This is a genomic window from Colwellia sp., assembly GCF_013214175.1.
Classification (GTDB): domain Bacteria; phylum Pseudomonadota; class Gammaproteobacteria; order Enterobacterales; family Alteromonadaceae; genus Colwellia.
Genome location: NZ_JABSPA010000002.1, coordinates 984,764 through 1,006,043, shown reverse-complemented (window position 1 = coordinate 1,006,043; position 21,280 = coordinate 984,764). Strand labels below are relative to the sequence as shown.

14 protein-coding genes are annotated in these 21,280 nt (G+C 39.1%); 5 read left to right on the top strand and 9 right to left on the bottom strand.

Features of this window, described 5'->3' with window-relative positions; genetic code table 11:
* The first annotated feature begins 173 nt into the window (after positions 1 to 173).
* Positions 174 to 3,515: a collagenase gene (locus HRT55_RS07305; protein ID WP_291620002.1), complete on the top strand. Its 3,342-nt coding sequence runs from the start codon at positions 174 to 176 to the stop codon at positions 3,513 to 3,515.
* Between the two features lie 217 nt (positions 3,516 to 3,732).
* Here the strand turns inward: HRT55_RS07305 and HRT55_RS07300 are convergent, their stop codons facing one another.
* Positions 3,733 to 5,736 (bottom strand): ATP-dependent DNA helicase RecQ, encoded by a 2,004-nt coding sequence (locus HRT55_RS07300; protein ID WP_291620455.1) that lies wholly within the window; start codon positions 5,734 to 5,736, stop codon positions 3,733 to 3,735.
* 316 nt (positions 5,737 to 6,052) lie between these two features.
* Between HRT55_RS07300 and HRT55_RS07295 the strand changes: the two genes are divergently transcribed.
* From HRT55_RS07295 to HRT55_RS07285, 3 genes are all read left to right on the top strand, one after another.
* Positions 6,053 to 7,933, top strand: coding sequence for a CIA30 family protein (locus tag HRT55_RS07295; protein ID WP_291620001.1), 1,881 nt, complete (start codon positions 6,053 to 6,055; stop codon positions 7,931 to 7,933).
* Between the two features lie 133 nt (positions 7,934 to 8,066).
* Positions 8,067 to 9,077 (top strand): sensor histidine kinase, encoded by a 1,011-nt coding sequence (locus tag HRT55_RS07290; protein WP_291620000.1) that lies wholly within the window; start codon positions 8,067 to 8,069, stop codon positions 9,075 to 9,077.
* Positions 9,074 to 9,856 carry a LytTR family DNA-binding domain-containing protein gene (locus HRT55_RS07285; RefSeq protein WP_291619999.1) on the top strand — a complete coding sequence of 261 codons (783 nt, stop codon included), beginning with the start codon at positions 9,074 to 9,076 and terminating at the stop codon, positions 9,854 to 9,856. Before HRT55_RS07290 ends, HRT55_RS07285 begins: the two co-directional genes overlap by 4 nt.
* Positions 9,857 to 9,861: 5 nt before the next feature.
* Here the strand turns inward: HRT55_RS07285 and HRT55_RS07280 are convergent, their stop codons facing one another.
* The 6 genes from HRT55_RS07280 to guaB all read right to left on the bottom strand — a co-directional run bounded on the left by HRT55_RS07280 (position 9,862) and on the right by guaB (position 17,208).
* Complete coding sequence (locus tag HRT55_RS07280; RefSeq protein WP_291619998.1) at positions 9,862 to 11,409, bottom strand: protein adenylyltransferase SelO family protein; 1,548 nt, start codon at positions 11,407 to 11,409, stop codon at positions 9,862 to 9,864.
* A gap of 13 nt (positions 11,410 to 11,422) precedes the next feature.
* The gene (locus HRT55_RS07275; RefSeq protein WP_291619996.1) at positions 11,423 to 12,133 is read right to left on the bottom strand and encodes a glutathione S-transferase family protein; all 711 of its coding nucleotides are present in this window, start codon (positions 12,131 to 12,133) and stop codon (positions 11,423 to 11,425) included.
* Between the two features lie 344 nt (positions 12,134 to 12,477).
* Positions 12,478 to 13,008 (bottom strand): PEP-CTERM sorting domain-containing protein, encoded by a 531-nt coding sequence (locus tag HRT55_RS07270; RefSeq protein ID WP_291619994.1) that lies wholly within the window; start codon positions 13,006 to 13,008, stop codon positions 12,478 to 12,480.
* A gap of 142 nt (positions 13,009 to 13,150) precedes the next feature.
* Entirely contained in the window at positions 13,151 to 13,501 is a 351-nt protein-coding gene (locus tag HRT55_RS07265) for a RidA family protein (RefSeq protein WP_291619992.1), read from the bottom strand.
* Between the two features lie 380 nt (positions 13,502 to 13,881).
* A complete protein-coding gene (guaA, locus tag HRT55_RS07260; RefSeq protein ID WP_291611904.1) occupies positions 13,882 to 15,459 on the bottom strand; it encodes a glutamine-hydrolyzing GMP synthase in 1,578 nt (525 codons plus the stop codon).
* A 276-nt stretch (positions 15,460 to 15,735) separates the two neighbouring features.
* Positions 15,736 to 17,208: an IMP dehydrogenase gene (guaB, locus tag HRT55_RS07255; RefSeq protein ID WP_291619990.1), complete on the bottom strand. Its 1,473-nt coding sequence runs from the start codon at positions 17,206 to 17,208 to the stop codon at positions 15,736 to 15,738.
* A gap of 364 nt (positions 17,209 to 17,572) precedes the next feature.
* Here guaB and xseA point away from each other — a divergent pair, with 364 nt between their 5' ends.
* Positions 17,573 to 18,907 carry an exodeoxyribonuclease VII large subunit gene (gene xseA, locus HRT55_RS07250; RefSeq protein WP_291619989.1) on the top strand — a complete coding sequence of 445 codons (1,335 nt, stop codon included), beginning with the start codon at positions 17,573 to 17,575 and terminating at the stop codon, positions 18,905 to 18,907.
* 50 nt (positions 18,908 to 18,957) lie between these two features.
* Here xseA and HRT55_RS07245 read toward each other — a convergent pair whose 3' ends face one another.
* Positions 18,958 to 19,659, bottom strand: coding sequence for a PilZ domain-containing protein (locus HRT55_RS07245; protein ID WP_291619987.1), 702 nt, complete (start codon positions 19,657 to 19,659; stop codon positions 18,958 to 18,960).
* Between the two features lie 79 nt (positions 19,660 to 19,738).
* Complete coding sequence (gene der / locus HRT55_RS07240) at positions 19,739 to 21,226, bottom strand: ribosome biogenesis GTPase Der (protein ID WP_291619985.1); 1,488 nt, start codon at positions 21,224 to 21,226, stop codon at positions 19,739 to 19,741.
* Positions 21,227 to 21,280: the final 54 nt, after the last annotated feature.

The window sequence follows — 21,280 nt, the reverse complement described above, 5'->3', positions numbered from 1 at the left end:
TTAACGCCTAAATATGCAATGTATTTAGCAATAAGAAATGTATTTTATTAACTGAGAAAGTTGTTTAGGCAGCTTTCTTGGTTCATCGATGCACCTACCTGAAAAACTATCAAAACGAATGTAAATCAATTAAAAATTAATTAAAAACAACAAAAATTGAAACAGGTCTCACAATGAAAATATTACCTAAAAAGTCGCTACTTGCTAGCGCACTATTACTGTCGATGAATATCGCCAATGTACAAGCTGTAGAAATGTGTGGCGAGAAAACATTGCCCCGTCAAGGCGAAGTTCCGGCTAACGAAATGCACTGTATTACCGATTATGGCCATTACTTATTTGTCGATGTTCCTTATGATAATAGCGATGTAACCATTACTACTTCTGGTGGTACTTTTACTGGCTCTGATGCTGATATAACCCTTTACCCTGGTACTTGGTGGGGAGACGGCGATGTTGAGGCGAGTAGTAACAACCCTGAGAGCAACAATGAGAGTATTTCATTTGTATCACATGCTGGTAAACGTTACTTCCACATTGGTGGCAACATTCAACAAACCAGTTTAATGGTTAACATTAGCGGTGGTGATATTCCAGAGCCACCTGAGCCTATGGGTGATTATATTATTTACCCAACCAATACTATCGTTGACGTGCCTGCTGCCCTTATTAGCTCTAAAGCACAATATGGCGCTAGCGTTGCTGAAATATTAGCCTCAGATTATAACGGTTTTAAAGCGATTGCCGGCGCCGTGATTGATCCCATCACAGATGTATCTCAAGCCCTTCATTACCTTGCTGAAGCAGATGACTTAGCTGATCCGGATCTTAACCAATTATTATACTTTTTAGCTTCTTATAAATATTATGCTGAGCAGATGACGAACTCAGAAGCACAAGCTTTAAGTACTGCATTATTAGCCGTTACCCAAATGACCGATTTTGTCAGTCCTGCCGGCAGTGTGATACAAGAAGGTTATGCTTATGCATTAACAAATCTTGAGCGCTACTCGGGCGCGGTATTTTATAAAGATCAGTTACCGCATTTATTAGGCCTTATTCAATACTACTCATTACAAAGCAATCCATTCTCCATCAGCAATGGCGGCGATAGCACCATGGCATTCATGGGCGCTATTTCATCTGCCGCCTATTATGGTGATGCTGCTGTTAAAGCCGCCTATAACGAAAATATGTTAGAGGTATTATCGGTGATGCGCTCATTTATATTTTTAGGTGAAACATCACATGATATGCGTTGGTCGGCAGAGTCTGATAGAAAATGGATAATGCCTCATTCGTTTAATGCTATGGGTAAAATTTCAACTATTGCTACCGATGAAGCAAAGGCGCGTTTTGATAGCACTATTTTGGAAGCACACGGTAAAGTCATTGCTGACATTTCACAAGAAACGGCGAGTATTATTGTGACTAAGAACTACTTAGAGAATGCCGGACGTAGTTGTGAAGAAGGCGATGCTTTGTTTGGTAGCTGTATTGTGCCACCTAAAGTAGAAGATATTTTAACGGTAAGCCATGCTTGTACTGATAACATTACCATACGTGCACAAGGCACAATCAGTCCTGCAACACTTGCGCAATCATGTGCAGATATGGCACTACAAGAAAGCGAATTTCATGCCTTCTTTAATACTGTCGGCACACCTGTTGCTGGCGATTTAAATGAGCATATTGAAGTCGTTGCCTTTGCTAGCCCTGAAGATTATGAAAAATATGCAGGAGAATTTTTTGGCATAAGTACTGATAACGGTGGTATGTATTTAGAAGGCACACCAACAGCAGAAGGTAACCAAGCACGTTTTATTGCCATGCAATGCCCTGATTCTTGGCTTGGTGGTTCATGCCAGTACATTGATCAAATATATAACCTAAGACATGAGTTTACTCATTACCTTGATGGTCGTTATATAAAATCAGGTTCATACGGTTCATTTGACTATAACGTTGCTTGGTCTGAAGGCCTGGCTGAGTATATGGCCATGGGTAAAGATCATACCCGTACCTTAAACACCTTAAAAGGTGAAACCATCCCCCCTTTATATAACATCCTATTTATGAGTTATGAGTACGATAATTTATATCAATGGGGTTATTTTGCCATGCGTTACTTAGCTGAACAGCATAAAAGCGAGATGGAGCTAATTACCGCGGCCTTACAAGCAGGCAATAATAATGCCTATGTAACGGCACTTAAAGGGGTTGTACAACGTACAGAGTCAGGCTTTGCAGCATACATGCTGGAAAATTCTGAAACAGTAGCGCCAACAGCAGCACAAATACCCGCGGCTGATACCATTGGCAGTTGTAATTTAGTCCAGCAATATCCACGTTATTTTGATGCCAGTAAAACTAATTTTACCTTTACTAATACTACCAATACACCAGTTTCACTATTCTGGATAAATAGTACAACGGGTAAAACTAACTTTGGAAAAAACTATAAAACCTTAAACCATGGCGATACTTACACATCAACAAGTTGGACAGTTGGCGATCGTATGATGTTAAGCGATAACAACATGAATTGTTTGGGTGTTGCGGTAATGGCAGCAGATGATAATACTTTCACCATTGAAGCTGATTTAGTGAAAGATGTTATTGTTGAGGAAATTCCTGCATTAAACCAAATGGGCAGTTGCGAGTTAGCACAAGCTCATTTAATCATGAGCGAATCACATGAATTCACCATTACCAATACCTCAGATACGCCAGTGCGCTTATTTAGAATTGATAATACTAGCGGTAAAATCATCACCACTAGTGGTGCCAATGAATTTACTCATGGTTACGGCGTATTAGCGCCAGGGGCAAGTTATAGTAACGATGTTTGGTATGGTGATCGTCGCTTAATGGTTACTGACAGTAACTTAAATTGTTTAAGTGTAGGTGTATTAAATAATGCAGTAAGTAGCTTTACGGTTGACGAAGCGACTGTGGCTAAGGCCGCTACGCCAGAAGTTATCCCTGCTGTAAATGTTATTGGTAGTTGTGCGTTAAAAGCGCCGCATTTGGTTGGGCCTTTTGAAAGTGACTTCTCCTTTGTTAATAACAGCGATCACACTGTACGAGTTTATCGTGTTGATAATGTTACTGGTGAGCTAAGTGAGAACTTTGGTTTTACCACGCTAGCAAAGGGTGATACCTACGACAGTGCCTCAACATGGAAATGGTTTGGTAATCGTCGTGCCGCTATTACTGATGAAAGTGGTAATTGTGCAGGTGTGGCCGTGATGACAGAAAAAGACACCAGTAATGACTATGAAATTACTAATGCTCTTTTTGGTACTGACCCTGTTGTTATAACTGGCGATATGGATGGTGATGGCGATGTAGATAGAAATGATATTCGCGCTTTTGCTATGGCTATTCGTCGTGGTGAAGAGCTTGATATCTCATTTGACCTAAATAATGATGGTGTTATTAATTCACGTGATGTTAGAGCAATGAGAAATATTTGTTCTTATGATCGTTGTAGAGCTACACCAGCACAATAGTAGCCTCTGATAGTAGCAATGTTAGTTAATTAAACATTGCTACTGCTTTACTGTTAGGTACTTACAGTGAAACATTTACCGTTAAATTCCTACCGCTCAAATACGGTTATAAAAAAGTGGCTATTGTTAGCCACTTTTTTATATATCTACTTACAGGTGATTTATTTCGCGATACATATTTATCGGTATTTATTTCTCAATAAATGAATATCGCTATTTAATCACTTAAACTCGCCAACTTGTCACGAATAGCTTGATAACGCTGCTGTTCACATAAGCCAAAAGCTGATAACTGTCTGACTTTATTACGGCCAAATAATGGCACTGTCATACCAGCAAAAAATCGGCAGTAACTCTCCAGAGATAAGGATTGGTTTATCTTACCCGATAGTCGCTCAGCTAATTCAGTCATGCCTTGTTTTAATGCCTCGTCACTCGGCCATGGCGTATTTTCTTGAGAGCGCGTAAGCACCGCCACTTGCCCACGACAAACACTGCAATGACCACATTGTGGCACTGTGCCTGATTCACGAGAGTCATCCGTATCTAGGCTATGGTCATCAAAGTACTTAGCCAAATTTGCCGTTAAACAGCTATTTAATTGAAAGAAGCGCACTAAGGTCGCAATACGCTTTATTTCTTTCTCTTCATTATCTTTAAAGTAGTCACTTAAGGTTTGGCACAAACTCGGGTCAGCTAACTCATTAAGGTTTATTTTAAAAACCTCAGTCATGCCTTTGGTTTCAAGTACTATCAGTTGTTGTTCTTGCAGATATTCAAGGGCAGCAATAACCCGATTTCGCTCGATACTTTTATCTTTTAATAAGGTATTAAAATTTAAACTACCCCAGATTTTTTTAAACTCTGTGGCGTTAAAAATACGCTGGAGAAAATCTTTGCGTTGATCATTAAAGCTATTAATGATTTCATCTTTTGGTTTTAACAGCTTAATTTTAAAATCAGCGAAATAGGCATATAAAGGTTCAATGACACCAGCGAGTTCTAACTGTACCAATAAGGTTTTTAATGGCAACTGTTTGATATTAACCGCATTAGACAGCTGTAATATTTGCAATTCCCACTTACTGTCATAAGAGTTAGTAACAACTTCATCTTTGATAGTGTTAATCATCATTTCGATGCCAGCATATTCTGGGGTATCACCATAAACAAAGTTTTCTACCGTATTTAAGCCATCAAGGTTTGCTAGGGTAAAACACTGCGCAGGCTGTCCGTCACGCCCTGCTCGGCCGATTTCTTGACTATAGTTTTCAATAGATTTTGGCAAGTCATAATGAATAACAAAGCGGATATCACTTTTATCTATACCCATACCAAAGGCAATAGTGGCGACAATCACTTGAATTTTACCCGCCATAAAGTCCTGTTGAATCTGACTGCGCGTATCACTATCAAAACCAGCATGATAAGCACAAGCATTAATGCCTTGTTGAGATAAATATTGCGCAACCTTTTCAGCACTGTGTTGCAAGGTCACATAAACAATACCAGGGCCTTGTTGCTGATTAATTATTTGCTCAAGTTGCTTATTTTTATGATACTCAGTCACCGGCAGTACAGTTAGATCGAGGTTGGCGCGGTAAAAGCCTGTTTGCACTATATGTTCGTCTCGAATAGCAAACTTAGCCGCCATGTCCATTTTTACTTTACGCGTAGCCGTGGCGGTAAGTAATAATACCAAGGGAATTTTTAATGCTTGGCAGTAACTCGGTAGTTTTAAATAATCTGGCCTAAAGTTATGACCCCACTCAGAGATACAATGCGCTTCATCAACCACTAACATAGACACAGGCACAGATTCTATAAACTGTCTGAACCTTTCATTTTTGAAACGTTCTACTGACACCATCAATACTTTAATATCGCCATCACGAACCCCAGCCATCACGTTTTGCGCTTCATTGCCTTTTAGGGTCGAATCAATGCTTGCTGCCTTAATGCCTTTGCTAGCAAGAAAGGCCAGTTGATCTTTCATCAAGGCTAATAACGGTGATACTACTAAGGTTAAATGTGGTAAATGCAAAGCGGTTAATTGATAACACAATGACTTACCTGAGCCGGTTGGGAAAATGGCTAAAGACGATTGACCATTTAACAGTTGCGATATGGTTTGTTCTTGCCCTGGACGAAAGCCATCAAATCCAAAAGTTTTTTTGAGTAATGGCGTTAATTCGCTAACTTGTCTGACTTGCTGAGTCATTTGTGGAGCTTGCTGGCCGAATGTAGGATTGGTCATGGGTATTATCACATTAAAGGTAGTCATTTATTAATGTGTTCATCATACCTTGGCTAAGGCGAAAATACTTAATTCTTGCCATCAAAAAGACTTAACCCTCCCCTTAAAAATAAAGCTGGCTAGGTTTAAATGTCGATTCAAAGGCAAATAATGTCAGTTCAAAGAAAGTAGACCGACAAGGCTGTGCCAACGCGCTAAATTTACGCTATCAACAGGTAAGTTCTGCCACGATATAGCACATATAACACAGAATAATAATCAAGATATAAGGGATTAACGAATGAAAAAATTATCACTGAACATAACCAGTCTATTGGCCGGCCTTAGCTGTATTAGTAGCCTAAGTGTCCAAGCCATCGATTTACGTATAGACAATGTTCGTTTGTACCAAGCAGAGCAAAGCGCCTTTAGCCAGCCAAGTACATTGTATATTGAAGATGGCAAGATTATTGAAATAATCACTGGTATAGCAAAAAATCAAGCAGCCTTTAAAACCGCAGATAAGATTGTTGATGCTAAAAACAGCTTCGCCCTACCGGGATTAATTGATTTACATGTTCATCTTGGCGCATCTGGTAGCAACTATGGTAAAGAGTTTCAATACTTACCGGTGGACGCTCATTTTAATTCGAACTTATATTTAGGTGTTACCAGTATTGTCGACTTATTTTCATTTGATATTACCCTTAACGCGGCAAAAAATTTAACCAGCTATAAAACCTCACCAAACTTATTTTATGCCGGGGTATTATTTACCAATCCGGGCGGCCATGGCACACAGTTTGGCGGCAGTGCATTGGAAGTAACCAGTGATGCAGCTATAGAAGGTTTATGGCAACAACATATGGCGCGAAAACCACATCTAACCAAAGCAGTTATTGAAACCTTTGGTGGTCATGGCGACTCATTAACCGACAAGCAACTAACCGAAGTTGGCAGACGTTCAAAAGCGGCGGGACTGCCTTACTTTGTGCATGTATCTACCTTAGCCGATGGCAAAAGAGCAATTAAAGCAGGCGCTACTGCCTTAGCCCATGGAATTAATACCGAAGCAATTGATGATGAGTTTATCGCCTTAATGGTTAAACATAATGTCGCTTACATACCAACGTTAGCGGTTTATCAAAACCACAGTGCCGAGCACGAACTCCAGCAGATTAGTAGTAACACAAGCTTGTTAGCGACAGTGCCAGATAAACTGCAACACTGCTTATTTGATAAAGTGCCTGAGCCATCCAAATGGAAAGATATTGCTTGGCAAAAAAGACAATTGGCATACAAGAACCTTAACTTACTTGCCCAAGCCGGTATTACCATTGGTACAGGCTCTGATGCAGGCAACCCTTATACTTTACATGGCAGCGGTCTGCATAATGAACTACAAGCGCTGAGTCAATCTGGATTAACAAACGCACAAGTAATAAATGCTGCCACAATAGATGCAGCAAAAATAATTAATGCACCCGAGCTAGGCCAATTAAAAGTAGGATTTCAAGCAAGTTTTATTTTACTAAAACAAAATCCGCTCAACGACATTAGCCAGATAAGTCATATCCAATCGGTGTATAAATCAGGGATTAAAGTTGATAGAAAAGATCTGATTGCCCAAAACAAAAAAATAACCATGCTTGGTGAAAAATGTAATGCCGCTGCAGTTATTGCCAGCTCAGCTAAAAAAACCATCGATAACTTTGCAGATGAAATTAAGTGGCAAGCGATTAGCGATACCATGATGGGCGGTCAATCGACAGCAAAACTTGCACAAAAAGAGAAAGTACTCTCTATTGATACCCAGTTAGGAAAACCTGGTGGTTTTGGTGCATGGGCTGGAATGCAGGTTATGTTTGAGACACCCGTTGACGCTTCGAAATTCAAGGGAGTGAAAATAACTTACCAAGGCTCTACAGTTCCGTTTAGCATTTCAGTTTATCATGGCGAAGTACAGGACTGGGACCATTTTTCTGCCACTCTGCAGCCAAGCGAGACTTGGACAACAGTGGAAGTACCCTTTACTCAGTTGCAGCAATTTGGCTTCGGCAGCCAGAAAGATTGGTCGGCAAAAAGCTTAGCTGGTTTGAGTTTAGTATGGCGCACTATGCCTGGACAGCAATTAGCGAGCAACAAAAACACCTTACAAATAAGTAACATAAGTTATTTTTAATTTGCTAAGCTGACGCTAAGCTTTAGAAATATACAAAGATATCTAAAGCAATTCTTTAGATATCTTTTATCACTTATCATTCAGTTTTTTATCGATAACGATTCATCATTAAATATACAAAATAGAGCACTTCATGTTACGACACCCTTTTTTCAAATATAGCTTTTTTATCTTACTCTTGGTTGATCTAACCTTTACGGCTGGCTTGATAGTATTTGGCATGTCTTCTATTTCCTTAAATACACTGTTAGCGACAAGCATATGGTTTGTTTGCTTTTATTGGTTACCTGTATGGCTAGCAGCTTTTCTTATATTCTCAATAAGGGAAAGAGGATTTCATAATGTCTTGCTCGAGTGTTTCATTGCTGTGCTTTCAATGTCGTTTGGCCTGGCAATAACCAACCAACTGCTGCTTTTAGCTTTTGATGGATTCTCCTCTATGGGTAATTTTGTTTTCTTTGGTGGTATGACCTGGGGAATACCTATTTATTTTATTAGCCGTTATATTGAAAGCAGAGGAAAAATATCACAGGAAAAACAGGCAAGGAAACAAGCACAATTGCAAACCTTAAGGTATCAATTAAATCCACACTTTATGTTCAATAGCTTAAATACTATTTCAGCTTATATTCATTCTAACCCGGATTTAGCTGATGAAGTATTACATGAATTAGCCGATATACTTCGTTATTCATTAGATACCGGCGAAAAGAACAGTGTCTCTCTGCAACAAGAAATTGCCATTATTGACAAATATTTGAATATAGAAAAAGCCCGCTTTGGCGACCGACTTACCGTTAACTTAAATATTCCAGCTGAGCTGCTCAATACGCAAGTACCGCCACTTATTTTACAGCCCATTGTTGAAAATGCAGTCAAACATAATGCTCAACAAACTGAATTGACAATCACCATTAAAGTAGAAAAAGTCATTAACCGTAAAGATGAAATATTAAAAATATTAATTAGTGATAATGGCTCTGGATTTAGCGAAGCCGTGTTAGCCAAAGGTTATGGTCAGGGCATTGGTATGAAAAACTTGCAACAACGCATGCAGCAGTTACCACAGGGTAAAGTAAGTTTAACTAACGGTACAGCTCCTAATCGCAAAGGAGCTACTGTATTGGTGGAGATGGCACTATGAATAAGTTAACGGGCAAGGAAATACCAGATAAAATGCGCGTTATTTTTGCTGACGATGAAAAACCAGCCAGAGACAAACTCGCCCATCAGTTAAGTCTTATTGCAGATATTGATGTGCTTGGCTTTGCTACCACGGGTAAGGAAGCTGTAGCGCTAATAAATACCCAAAAGCCTGATTTAGTGTTACTGGATATTCAAATGCCTGAAATTAGCGGCATGGAGTTATTAAGTTTACTTGATTATAAACCACTGATCATTTTTACCACTGCTTATGATCAATTTGCCATACAAGCCTTTGAACAGTCATCTACTGATTACCTGTTAAAGCCCTTCCCTCTGGGGCGGTTAAAAGCTGCTATAGATAAGGCTAAAAAACAGTTTTTGGCCGGATTACCTATAGAGAAAAGCCAACAAGAGCAGAATTATATACTCACTAATAACGCACCGATTAAACGCTTGATCAGTAAAAATGGTGAGCGCATGACCATATTATCACCAAGTGACTTACTCTTTATCAAATCATCTCAAGGTAATTGCTTAGCTTGGGATGGTAAAGAGCATCATTACTTATCAGAAAAACTCGATTTCTTAGAGCAATCATTAGCGCCAGCAGAGTTTGTTCGTATTCATCGAAGCTACTTAATTAATGTCGATAGAATTAAAGAAATTCAACGTTGGTTTAATGGCAAGTTAATGGTGATCATGGATGATGAGGATAAAACAGAACTCAGCACCAGTCGCACTGGTGCTGATAAGTTAAAGCAGTTATTAGGTTTATAACAGGCTTAAGTTCCACAAAAAGTATGATAATTTTCATCACCATCACTAGGCGTATCTTGATAATTGTGAGTATTATCTAATTGTGTATAAGGTTGCTGCACTACTGCTAGAAACTTATTTAAATCTGATAAGTCACCATTTTCTTGATAAGAAGTTTGGCTCGACGCTAAAATAACTTCAACATGATGATTTCTTGGAATGACTAACGGGTTAGTTTTTGCCATCAAGTCTTTAGCTGCGCTAATATCGGCGGCAATTCTTACATACCAACGACTAAGCCATTGCTGCCACTTGTCTTGCTCGGCTTCATCATCGATAGCTCCTTCGGCACTTTCCTGAGCAACTTTCATAGCAAGCACGTTATCTACTTCTGCTTGATTTAAGTTAGCAGCTAAGGTGACAAAAGACTGGGTATAATCTAGTTTCATATCGCTCATGATGCCTAGCAAATCATTAACCAAGTCAATATCACCATCGGCCAATTCACTGATGCCTAACTTATTCACCATCATTTCAAAATAACGATACTGCAAGTCATTGGCAAATTTATGTAACAATGGTGTGATTTTGGCTAAGGCAATATCCTCATCTTCATCAATCAGCGGTAATAAACAGTCAGCAAGACGCGCCATATTCCATTGTATTATTTTGCTTTGGTTACCAAATGCATAACGCGCATTTCTATCAATAGAGCTAAAAACTGTATCACTGTGATAATGGTTCATCATGGCACAAGGGCCGTAATCAATGGTTTCACCTGATATGGCAGTATTATCAGTATTCATCACTCCATGGATAAAACCAACACGTAACCATGACACGACTAAAGCAACTTGTTTGTTGAGAACAGCTGCAAAAAAATCAATAACATTTTGGCTACTGGGTAAGATAACATCAGAAATAACTTCTGCTGAAGACGCTAATTTAATTTCAGGAAAGTGACGACCTATGGAAAAACTGGTCAGTTTTTTAAGTGATTCAATATCTTTTCGGGCTGCAAAATATTGAAAAGTGCCAACACGAATATGGCTAGTGGCAATGCGAGTAACAACGGCGCCAGGTAATGCTCGCTCTCGATAAACCGCCTCACCGGTAGCTACTACCGCCAAACAGCGAGTAGTTGGTACGCCTAAGGCGAACATAGCTTCACTCATCATATACTCACGTAGCGCTGGCCCTAGCGCGCAGCGACCATCACCTTGGCGAGAAAAGAAACTAGTACCAGAGCCTTTTAATTGTACATCCCAATACTGACCTTGTTTATCAGTAATATCACCCAATAAATGCGCACGGCCATCACCTAATTGCGGATTAAAATGGCCAAACTGGTGACCCGAATACGCTTGTGCAATTGGCGTACTGCCATCAATTAACTGGTTGCCAGAGAAATATTGTGCCAACAGTTCACTATCTTTTTGGCTAGAATAGTTTATTGAAAGCGATTGTGCTAAAGGTCCATTCCACAGTAATAGTATCGGCTGAGCAACAGGTGAAGGCAGGGTTTGCTGTGAAAAGCTTTGACCCAATTGATGGTATTGGTTGGAAAGTTTCAAAGAACTTACTCCGTTAATAAAATTCTTGTTCAATCCGCTGACAATAACGGATTAAATTAGGGTAATTACGTGCTTTACTATTAAATTCATTATCACAATTAACTGAGATAAATTGGCACAAGATTGAATAAGCAGTGGCATCAAATGAACTTGGCTGCTCACCATAAAAATAGTCTTGATCACCCAGTAAAATCGATAAAGCGTTAAAACTTTTGTCGGCTATTGTTAATATTTCAGCCTGACTGTGTCGGCCCATACCATGAGCATGTAATTTTTTAATCACTGACTTTCTGACTAAGCTAGGGATAAACCAACGTAAAGGCAACGGCATCCTACCAAAAAAAGCTTTATTAGCAAGTGGCCAAGTCTCTGCTAATACCCAGCGAGAATATACTAAACACCAATATAGGTTTTCATCGAGTGATTTGGTTAACAAATAAGATTGCGCGCGCTGCTCTTTCGTTAAGAAATCGTCAAGGGTAACCGAGTAGTTTTGCGTTAAATACTCAATTATATGCTGTGAATCAGCAACAACTATTTCTTCTGCTTGCTGTTGAATTGAGATGAAAGGCAGCTTACCTTTAGGTGATTTTTTTAAGTAATGCGCGCCACTTTTAACTTCGTAGGGTAACTCTGCCATTTTTAAAAAGGCATCTACTTTCACCACAAATGGACTAGGATCCATTACACCAAAGCTAGATCCAAAACTATATAATCTGATCATTATCAGTTCCTTATTTATTTAATAACACACAAAACAACAGTAAAGAAACTGCCTAGCTTTAATCAACTTAACCTTCAATTGGACAAGCACTTACCGCTGCAACAACACCCTTTTGTTCGGTGAAGCCTTTTGAAGACATTTGATTCCCTATCATTTAAGGTTTGCTTTATTGAATTATTTTATCGGTAAAATTCGCTGTGATAAAACTGTTCAACAATATACGGTGTTAATACTTAGTGAGTCAAAATTTATATAATAATTCTTATTATTTATAAATTTATGCAAAAAAAAACCTTAGGAAAACCTAAGGTTTGTTTGCAAGTAGTAACCCGTTCTGACTAAGGTTATTTTCTTTTTCTAGCTGCTGTCATACCAAATAATGCCAAAGAAATTAAAGCAATTGAAGTTGGCTCTGGAATACTTGAAGCTTGGTAGGTAAGGTTATCAAAAGAAGTATCAGTCCAGCTTCCGGCAACAGAAACATCGACACGATCTAAACCGGTGAAACCAGCAAAGTTAAAAACACTATTCTGACCAGAGTTATACGATTGGCTCGCCACTACTTGACCATTAAAGTAACCTACCCAAACAACTGGATCAGCTGCATCAATATGACTTCTGAAAACACTGACAAGGTCAAAAATTCCGCCGGTGGATAATGAAAAAGTTTCTGGTCCTGCATCACAACAATCAAGAAACCATTTACCATTAGTTCTAATTGGCTCTGCTGATGTAGCTGAAATAGTCATTCCTGCTTCAACGTAGCTTACACCCGTTGAATTCCCTTCAAACTCTAATGTCATTAACGTTGCATTCGCAGACTTAGCTACGAACAAAGCTAAAACCATAGCTAGAACTAAACTAAAATTTTTCATTTTTATCTCTTAATATAATTATTACCTGATTGCTTTGGTCTGTGCAAAAAACAAACCAACATTACAAGACTCTGATTAATAGAGCTTTAATGTCATCAACTTATATATTCATACATTTATGTAAAAAAATCAGACAATCACATTACTTTTCAGCAGCTACTACTGAAATTTCCACTAACAAAGCTTCTCTTGCCATTTTTGCTGCCACACAAGCACGCGCAGGAGCATGCCCTTCGGGTAGCCAAACATCCCATACCGCGTTCATATCAGCAAAGTAACTCATGTCTTTAACATAAATAGTTGCTGATAAGATGTGCCCTCTGTCGCTGCCTGCTTGTATTAACAAAGCATCAACTTTATCCAGCATGGTTTGTGTTTGTTCGGTGATATCTTTAGTGGCATCCGCCGCTACTTGACCACATAAATAAATAGTACCGTTGTGTTTAACAATTCTACTCATTCTTTGCTTAGTTTCTAATCTAGTAATAGTCATTATAATTTCTGCTCGTCCTAGTAGATATTTTATCGGCATTGTTTTATGTTTACTTTCTATAAGTAAAGGCATCACTTATAGTCATCGTCTCTCCTTGGCATCCATGCCATCGCGACATACCGTTCATCCTGAACATAATCTCAAAAATAAAACACTCAAAAGCTTTGCTAAAATCCCAACTAGTTAGAGCTATTCCTTGTGCGTAAAAAATAAAACCTCAGTGTTTTTCAACAGTGAGGTTTAAATTAAATTCTATATGCAGAGCTTTAATTGAAAGCGTAGGTAGAACATTCAAATTCAAGGCGGAAGCACGGAGCCTATGACTATAGGTGAGTACTTTCAACGCCGAAGTTGATTGTTATATCAAGCTTACTATAAAGCTACTCCCATTCGATAGTCGCTGGTGGTTTACCAGAGATGTCGTAAACTACGCGTGAGATACCATCAACTTCGTTGATAATACGGTTAGAAACTAAGCCTAAGAAATCATACGGTAAATGTGACCAACGAGCGGTCATAAAGTCGATAGTTTCAACACAACGTAAAGAAACAACCCAATCGTATTTACGCTGATCGCCCATCACACCTACAGATTTTACCGGTAAAAATACGGTAAATGCCTGGCTTACTTTTTTGTATAAGTCGTGGTTGTGTAATTCTTCAATGAAAATAGCATCGGCGCGACGTAATAAGTCAGCATATTCTTTTTTCACTTCACCTAAAATACGTACACCTAAACCAGGTCCAGGGAACGGGTGACGATAAAGCATGTCGTACGGTAAACCTAGCTCTAAACCGATTTTACGTACTTCATCTTTGAATAACTCACGTAATGGTTCAACTAGACCCATTTCCATATGCTCAGGTAAACCACCAACGTTATGGTGAGATTTAATCACATGTGCTTTACCAGTAGCAGAAGCCGCTGACTCAATCACATCAGGGTAAATAGTACCTTGTGCTAACCACTTAGCATTTTCAAGTTTCTTTGATTCTTCTTCAAATACTTCAACAAAAACGTTACCAATGATTTTACGTTTTTTCTCTGGATCGCTTTCATCGGCTAAACGATCTAAGAATCTGTCTTCAGCCTGAACATGAATAATTTTAAGACCAAAATGATCACCAAACATATCCATTACTTGCTTGCCTTCATCTAAACGAAGCAAACCGTTATCAACAAATACACAAGTCAGTTTATCACCGATAGCGCGCTGTAATAACATGGCAACAACAGATGAATCAACACCACCAGAAAGACCAAGGATAACTTCATCGTCACCTACTTGTGCTTTCATCTTGGCAATAGCATCATCAATAATTGACGCTGAAGTCCAAAGCTTTTCACATTTACAGATATCTACAACAAAGTTTTCTAAAATGCGTAAACCTTGTTTTGTGTGCGTAACTTCAGGGTGGAATTGTACGCCGTAAAATTTCTTCTCTTCATTGGCCATTGCGCCAAAAGCACAACTTGCTGTTTTTGCAACAGTAACAAAGCCTTCAGGAATTGCAGACACTTTATCGCCGTGACTCATCCAAACGTCTAGTAAGGCATTACCATTATCACCAACGCTGTCTTCAACTTTGTTGAATAACGCAGATTGGGCAATTAACTCAACAGCAGCATAACCAAATTCTTTATGACTCGAGCTTTCAACACCACCGCCAAGTTGCTCAGCCATGGTTTGCATGCCGTAACAAATACCTAATACTGGTACGCCAGCGGTATATACATATTCAGGTGCACGAGGAGAGTTAGCTTCAGTTACTGACTCTGGACCACCAGCAAGGATAATACCCGTTGGGTTAAAACCTTTAATTTGCTCTTCAGTTACGTCCCACGACCAAAGTTCACAGTAAACACCTATTTCACGTACACGACGTGCGATAAGTTGAGTGTACTGAGAACCAAAATCTAATATTAGTATGCGGTGATCATGAATGTTTTTACTCATGGTTGTTTTCCTACTGTTAACGCTTATCATGAACAAACTTTATACTTGTTCATTTAGAGCGGTGTGCATTAAATAAAAAGGCTGAGCTTTCTCTTGTGAGATTCCTGCTCAGCCTGTTTGAATTTGTTATCTTCTTAATTTTAATTAAGAGATGAAGAATAGTTTAGTTCAAAGCTAATTAGCGCTAAAGCAAAGAAGAAGCGCGGAGCTGACGCTAGTCAGTGAGCACTTCTGATGCTGCTATTGCGTTAACTAGCACAGAAATAATCTGTTCGACTAACCCGTTCTATAGTTTGGCGCTTCTTTGGTGATGGTAACGTCATGTACGTGCGACTCGCCCATACCGGCTGAAGTAATTTTCATAAACTCAGGTTTGGTACGCATAGTTTCAATATCTTTACAGCCAGTTAAGCCCATTGACGAACGTAAACCACCCATTTGCTGATGAATAATTGCCGCTACAGGGCCTTTATAAGCAACACGACCTTCAATACCTTCTGGTACTAATTTGTCTGCTTCGCCTTCAGCTTTTTGGAAGTATCTATCACTTGAGCCATCTTTTTGCGCCATAGCCCCTAAAGAGCCCATACCACGATAAGACTTGTAGTAACGACCTTGATAAAGCTCAACTTCACCTGGTGCTTCTTCCGTACCGGCTAACATACTACCAACCATAACGCAGTGCGCGCCAGCAACAAGTGCTTTAGCAATATCACCCGAGAAACGAATACCGCCATCAGCAATCACTGGAATACCTGTGCCTTTCAAGCCTTCAACAGCATTTGAAATAGCAGTTAGTTGTGGCACACCCACACCTGTAACAATACGTGTAGTACAAATTGACCCTGGGCCTATACCTACTTTAACGGCATCAACACCGGCATCAGCCATAGCTTTTGCGCCCGATGCGGTTGCAACATTACCGGCAATAATTTGCAAGTCTGGGTATTTATTACGGGCTTCTTTAACTCTATCTAATACACCTTGTGAATGACCGTGTGAAGTATCAATTAATAAAACATCAACTCCCGCAGCCACTAGAGCGTCAATACGCTCATCAGTACCTGCGCCAACACCTACAGCAGCACCAACACGTAAACGACCAAATTCGTCTTTACAGGCGTCAGGCTTGTCTTCAGCTTTTTGGTAATCTTTTGCAGTAATAAGACCTACAAGTTTAAACGCATCATCAACCACTAAGATTTTCTCAATACGGTTACTGTGCATTAAACCTAAAATTTCTTCGCGAGCAGCGCCTTCTTTAACTGTCACTAGATTTTCTTTTATTGTCATTAGTGAAGAGACAGGTTTACTTAAATCTGTTTCAAAACGTAAATCACGTCCAGTGATGATACCCACTAAATTGTTATTATCATCAACAACGGGGAAACCTGAGAAACCTAGGTCATCAGCTTTGTGCATAACCTGTTCAATAGTAAATTTGCTATCTACAGTTACAGGGTCTGAAACTATGCCACTTTCATACTTCTTCACTTGAGAAACATTCTGCGCTTGTTCAGCAATGGTCATGTTTTTATGAATAAAACCTAAACCACCTTCTTGCGCTAACGTGATCGCTAGACGCGCTTCGGTAACTGTGTCCATAGACGCAGAAATCATCGGTACGTTTAAATTAATTTTACGGGTTAATTTAGTTTTTAAATCAGCCGTGTGTGGGAGTACTTTTGAATGAGCAGGTACAAGTAATACGTCATCAAAAGTTAAAGCTTCTTGGGCAATTCTTAGCATCGCAACATCTCTCTAAAAAGGTTGGTTAGGGAGTGAATATTGCGGCAGAATTTTAACCGTTTTCTTGTTTTAGGTAAACCTATTTTTTAAACTTTTATCAACTCACTAAAAAACAACGCAATAATAGTGCCGAAATACTTTATTTATAAGAATATAATTTGGATTAATGTCCTAACAGCTAATTATTGACAGAAGTGTCAACTAATTAACCGTATTACAATAAACTATAAAGTTTGAGCGAAAGGCACTAAACACTAGTAATATATGCTTATGACATTAGCGGTTATCAGTTCGGCATTATCTCAGTAGACTTGATATACTAGCTAGCTATCTGCCTACACAAAACCACGATTACCTCTTCATTATGAGCCAACAGCATATATTACAAATAAGCGAATTAACTAAAAAAGTACGCTTTATTCTAGAAAGTGAGCTAAATACGGTTTGGTTAACCGGTGAAGTATCCAATTTTATTGCCGCTAGTTCAGGTCATTGGTATTTATCATTGAAAGATGCCAAGTCGCAAGTTAAGTGTGCCATGTTTAAAGGCAGTAATAGACGTGTACGTTTAGGCACAGGAGCAAAACCGAGTAATGGCCAACAAGTTCTTGTGCGCGCTAAAGTGTCTTTATATGAGCCTCGTGGTGACTTCCAACTAATTATTGAACATATGGAAGATGCTGGTGCCGGTATGCTGCGTCAGCAATTTGAACAATTAAAAAACAAACTCAACGCACAAGGCTTATTTGATTTAAGCCATAAAAAAGCAATACCAACACATATCAATTGTGTTGGTATTGTTACTTCTCCTACCGGTGCTGCGGTGAAAGACATTTTAACGGTACTTAAACGTCGTAATCCAAATATCAAAGCTATTATCTATCCCGCTTTGGTACAAGGTGACTATGCGCAAGGTGATATTTGCCATGCCATTGAGCGTGCTAATAGTCGTCAAGAATGTGATGTACTTATTGTTGGTCGAGGTGGTGGCTCTTTAGAAGATTTATGGCCGTTTAATGAAGAAAGTGTTGTTCGCGCTATCTATCAAAGCGAACTGCCAGTGATTAGCGCCGTTGGTCATGAAATTGATACCACACTAAGTGATTATGTTGCTGACTTACGCGCCGCTACGCCTTCTGCAGCCGCGGAGCTAGTATCAAGCGATAGCAGTGAGTTACTTAAGCGTGTTGTTATGCTTAAACAACGTTTGCTTAAAGTTCAACAAGTAAAACTCGCCCATTTAGGCAATGAAAGAAATTATTTACAACACAGGTTATCGCAAGTCCATCCTGAACAACAGTTACAATTACAGCAACAAAAATCCGATGAATTGGCCTTACGTTTAAAGCAAGCGATGAAGCGTAATCTAGTAGAAATTCAAACGAAACCTGCTCAGCTTAGCCAAAGACTATTACAACAATCACCGGCAAAAGTGATTCAATTACAACAAGAAAAAACTCAGCAGAATATGCAAAGAATTAGCCATGCAATGCAAAACACTTTACAGCATAAAAGTGAAAGTTTTGTCCACTTGATTGAGCAATTGCAACTGGTTAGCCCATTAGCAACGATAGCTAGAGGTTACAGTGTCACCCGCAATAAAAATAATACTGTTATTACTAAAGTTACTCAGGTGTGCAAGGATGAAGAAATAAGTGTGCAATTAACTGATGGCAGTATTAATGCGCGGGTAATATAAATTTACCACTGATAAGGGTTTTGCTTGAGCAGTAAAGCAATATAAGTAGGTTAGTGATCATGTGCTAGCGCTTGATAAAGCAACTCAATGACCTGTTGCTTACTCACTTTATTAAATTTAACCCCAAAAGAGAGACCATCAACTTGCTGTTTAATATTGCAAATGGTGGCGTTGAGTTTTATATTACTTTCCCCTTCCCCTGTTTCCACCACAATATCGATTACTTTATCTTCTGCCAATACCAACTGTTCGCCATTGATAATATCTAGCTGACCACCATCAACCGATAAGTTAGTCATGGTTGTTTGCCAGTAAACGTCATCAATTTTTACTTTAGCGTAAATGTGGGTATCAATACGCACCGAGGAACGTAATTGTTGTAAGGTTACGGTATTAGGGATGTCTAACACCATAATACGTGAGGGTATTTGCAAGGTTTGTCTAACACTGCTAATAAAAGCCACCGCAGCGCCATCACGACCTTCAATAAGGCCACGAACAGTGATAACTGTGCCTTGAGAAATATATTGAGAAAATGCACCTAATTTGGTCGCATCGGGATATTCGATAAGTACATACTTCTTAGGTAAGTAACCAATATAAAAGGTATGAAACTTTCTTTTTTGACCTGCTGGGGTACAGATATCAATAGTGATAGGCGCACCCGCTTTTAGATAAGCTAAATTACGCGCAGAAGGTTTTTTGGGGTTGGTTAAAATTGCTTGTCCTGCCATATTTTTCAATAAGATCAAACGTGGAACGTACCTATAACCTTAATTAAATAAAACAGAAATTGCAACTTACTGTAAGCACAGTAAGTTGCAACAAACGTTAGTCTTTTTTATAACCTTGCGTTAATCGAGCAATTTTCTTTTGCTGGGTATAGGTTAACTTTTTCTTACCGGCAAATGGATTCAAGGTGTCTTTAAACTGAATACGAATAGGTGTACCCATCATTTTTAACGACTTACGATAGTAGTTCATTAAATAACGTTTATAAGACATTGGCAATTTCTTCGCCAAGTTACCATGCACGATAATAATAGGTGGGTTATAACCACCTGCATGGGCATATTTAAGTTTAATACGACGCCCTTGGTGCATTGGTGGTTGGTGATCAAAAACCGCCATATCAAGTATTTTAGTTACCATAGCGGTTGAAATACGTTTTGTTGCTGAAACAAATGCTTCTTCCACTGATTCATACAAGTGACCAACACCAGTGCCGTGTAAAGCAGAAATAAAATGTATACGGGCAAAGTCGATAAAGCCTAAACGTCTATCAAGCTCTGTCTTAATACGATCTTTTTCATGATCCTCTAAGCCATCCCATTTATTTACCGCTAAAACTAAAGAACGTCCTGCTTCAAGAATAAAGCCCAGTAAGCTTAAATCTTGATCACTAATACCTTCTTGCGCATCAATAATAAGTAGACAAACGTTAGCGTCTTCAATAGCACGTAAGGTTTTAATCACCGAGTATTTTTCTACCACGTCAGTAACATTTTTACGACGACGAATACCCGCAGTATCAATTAAGGTATATTCGCGGCCATTACGCTCCATTGGAATATAAACACTATCACGTGTAGTACCTGGCATATCATAAACAACAACACGTTCTTCACCCAGAATACGGTTAGTTAGTGTTGATTTACCTACATTCGGACGACCGATGATAGCTAATTTTATTTTGTCATTTTCTTTAGGTTCATCTTCAAGCTTTTTAGCCAGCTCTTCTTCTGTTAGCTCAACCTCTAATTCGTCAGAGAATTCATCATTCTCTTCGCCTTCTTCTTTAGGCTCAACTGGGTTAGCCAAAGCTTCAATATGTGGAGTTAAGGCAAGCGTTAATAGTTGCGTAACACCACGACCGTGGGCAGCAGCAATTTGATGGACATGTTCACCTAAACCTAAAGAATAGAATTCGGCAACAGCTGAGTCGCCATGAATACCGTCAATTTTATTGGCTACAACAAATATCTTTTTATTTTGCTTACGTAAATGATCAGCAATACCATGATCAGCTGCGGTTAAGCCATCGCGAGCATCAACTAAAAATAGCACTGCATCGGCTTCTTCAATCGCCAGTAATGACTGTTCAGCCATCTTTACGTCAATGCCTTTTTCATCACCATTAATACCGCCGGTATCAATAACAATAAATGGATGTTCTTCTACTTCAGCTTGACCATATTGACGATCGCGAGTTAGACCAGGGTAATCGGCAACAAGTGCATTACGACTACGGGTTAAACGGTTAAATAACGTTGATTTTCCGACATTAGGACGGCCAACAAGAGCAACTACAGGAAGCATGAGCACCTCAAAGAAATAACCATACAAGCGAGTAATGCATGGTTTTTCAGAAAT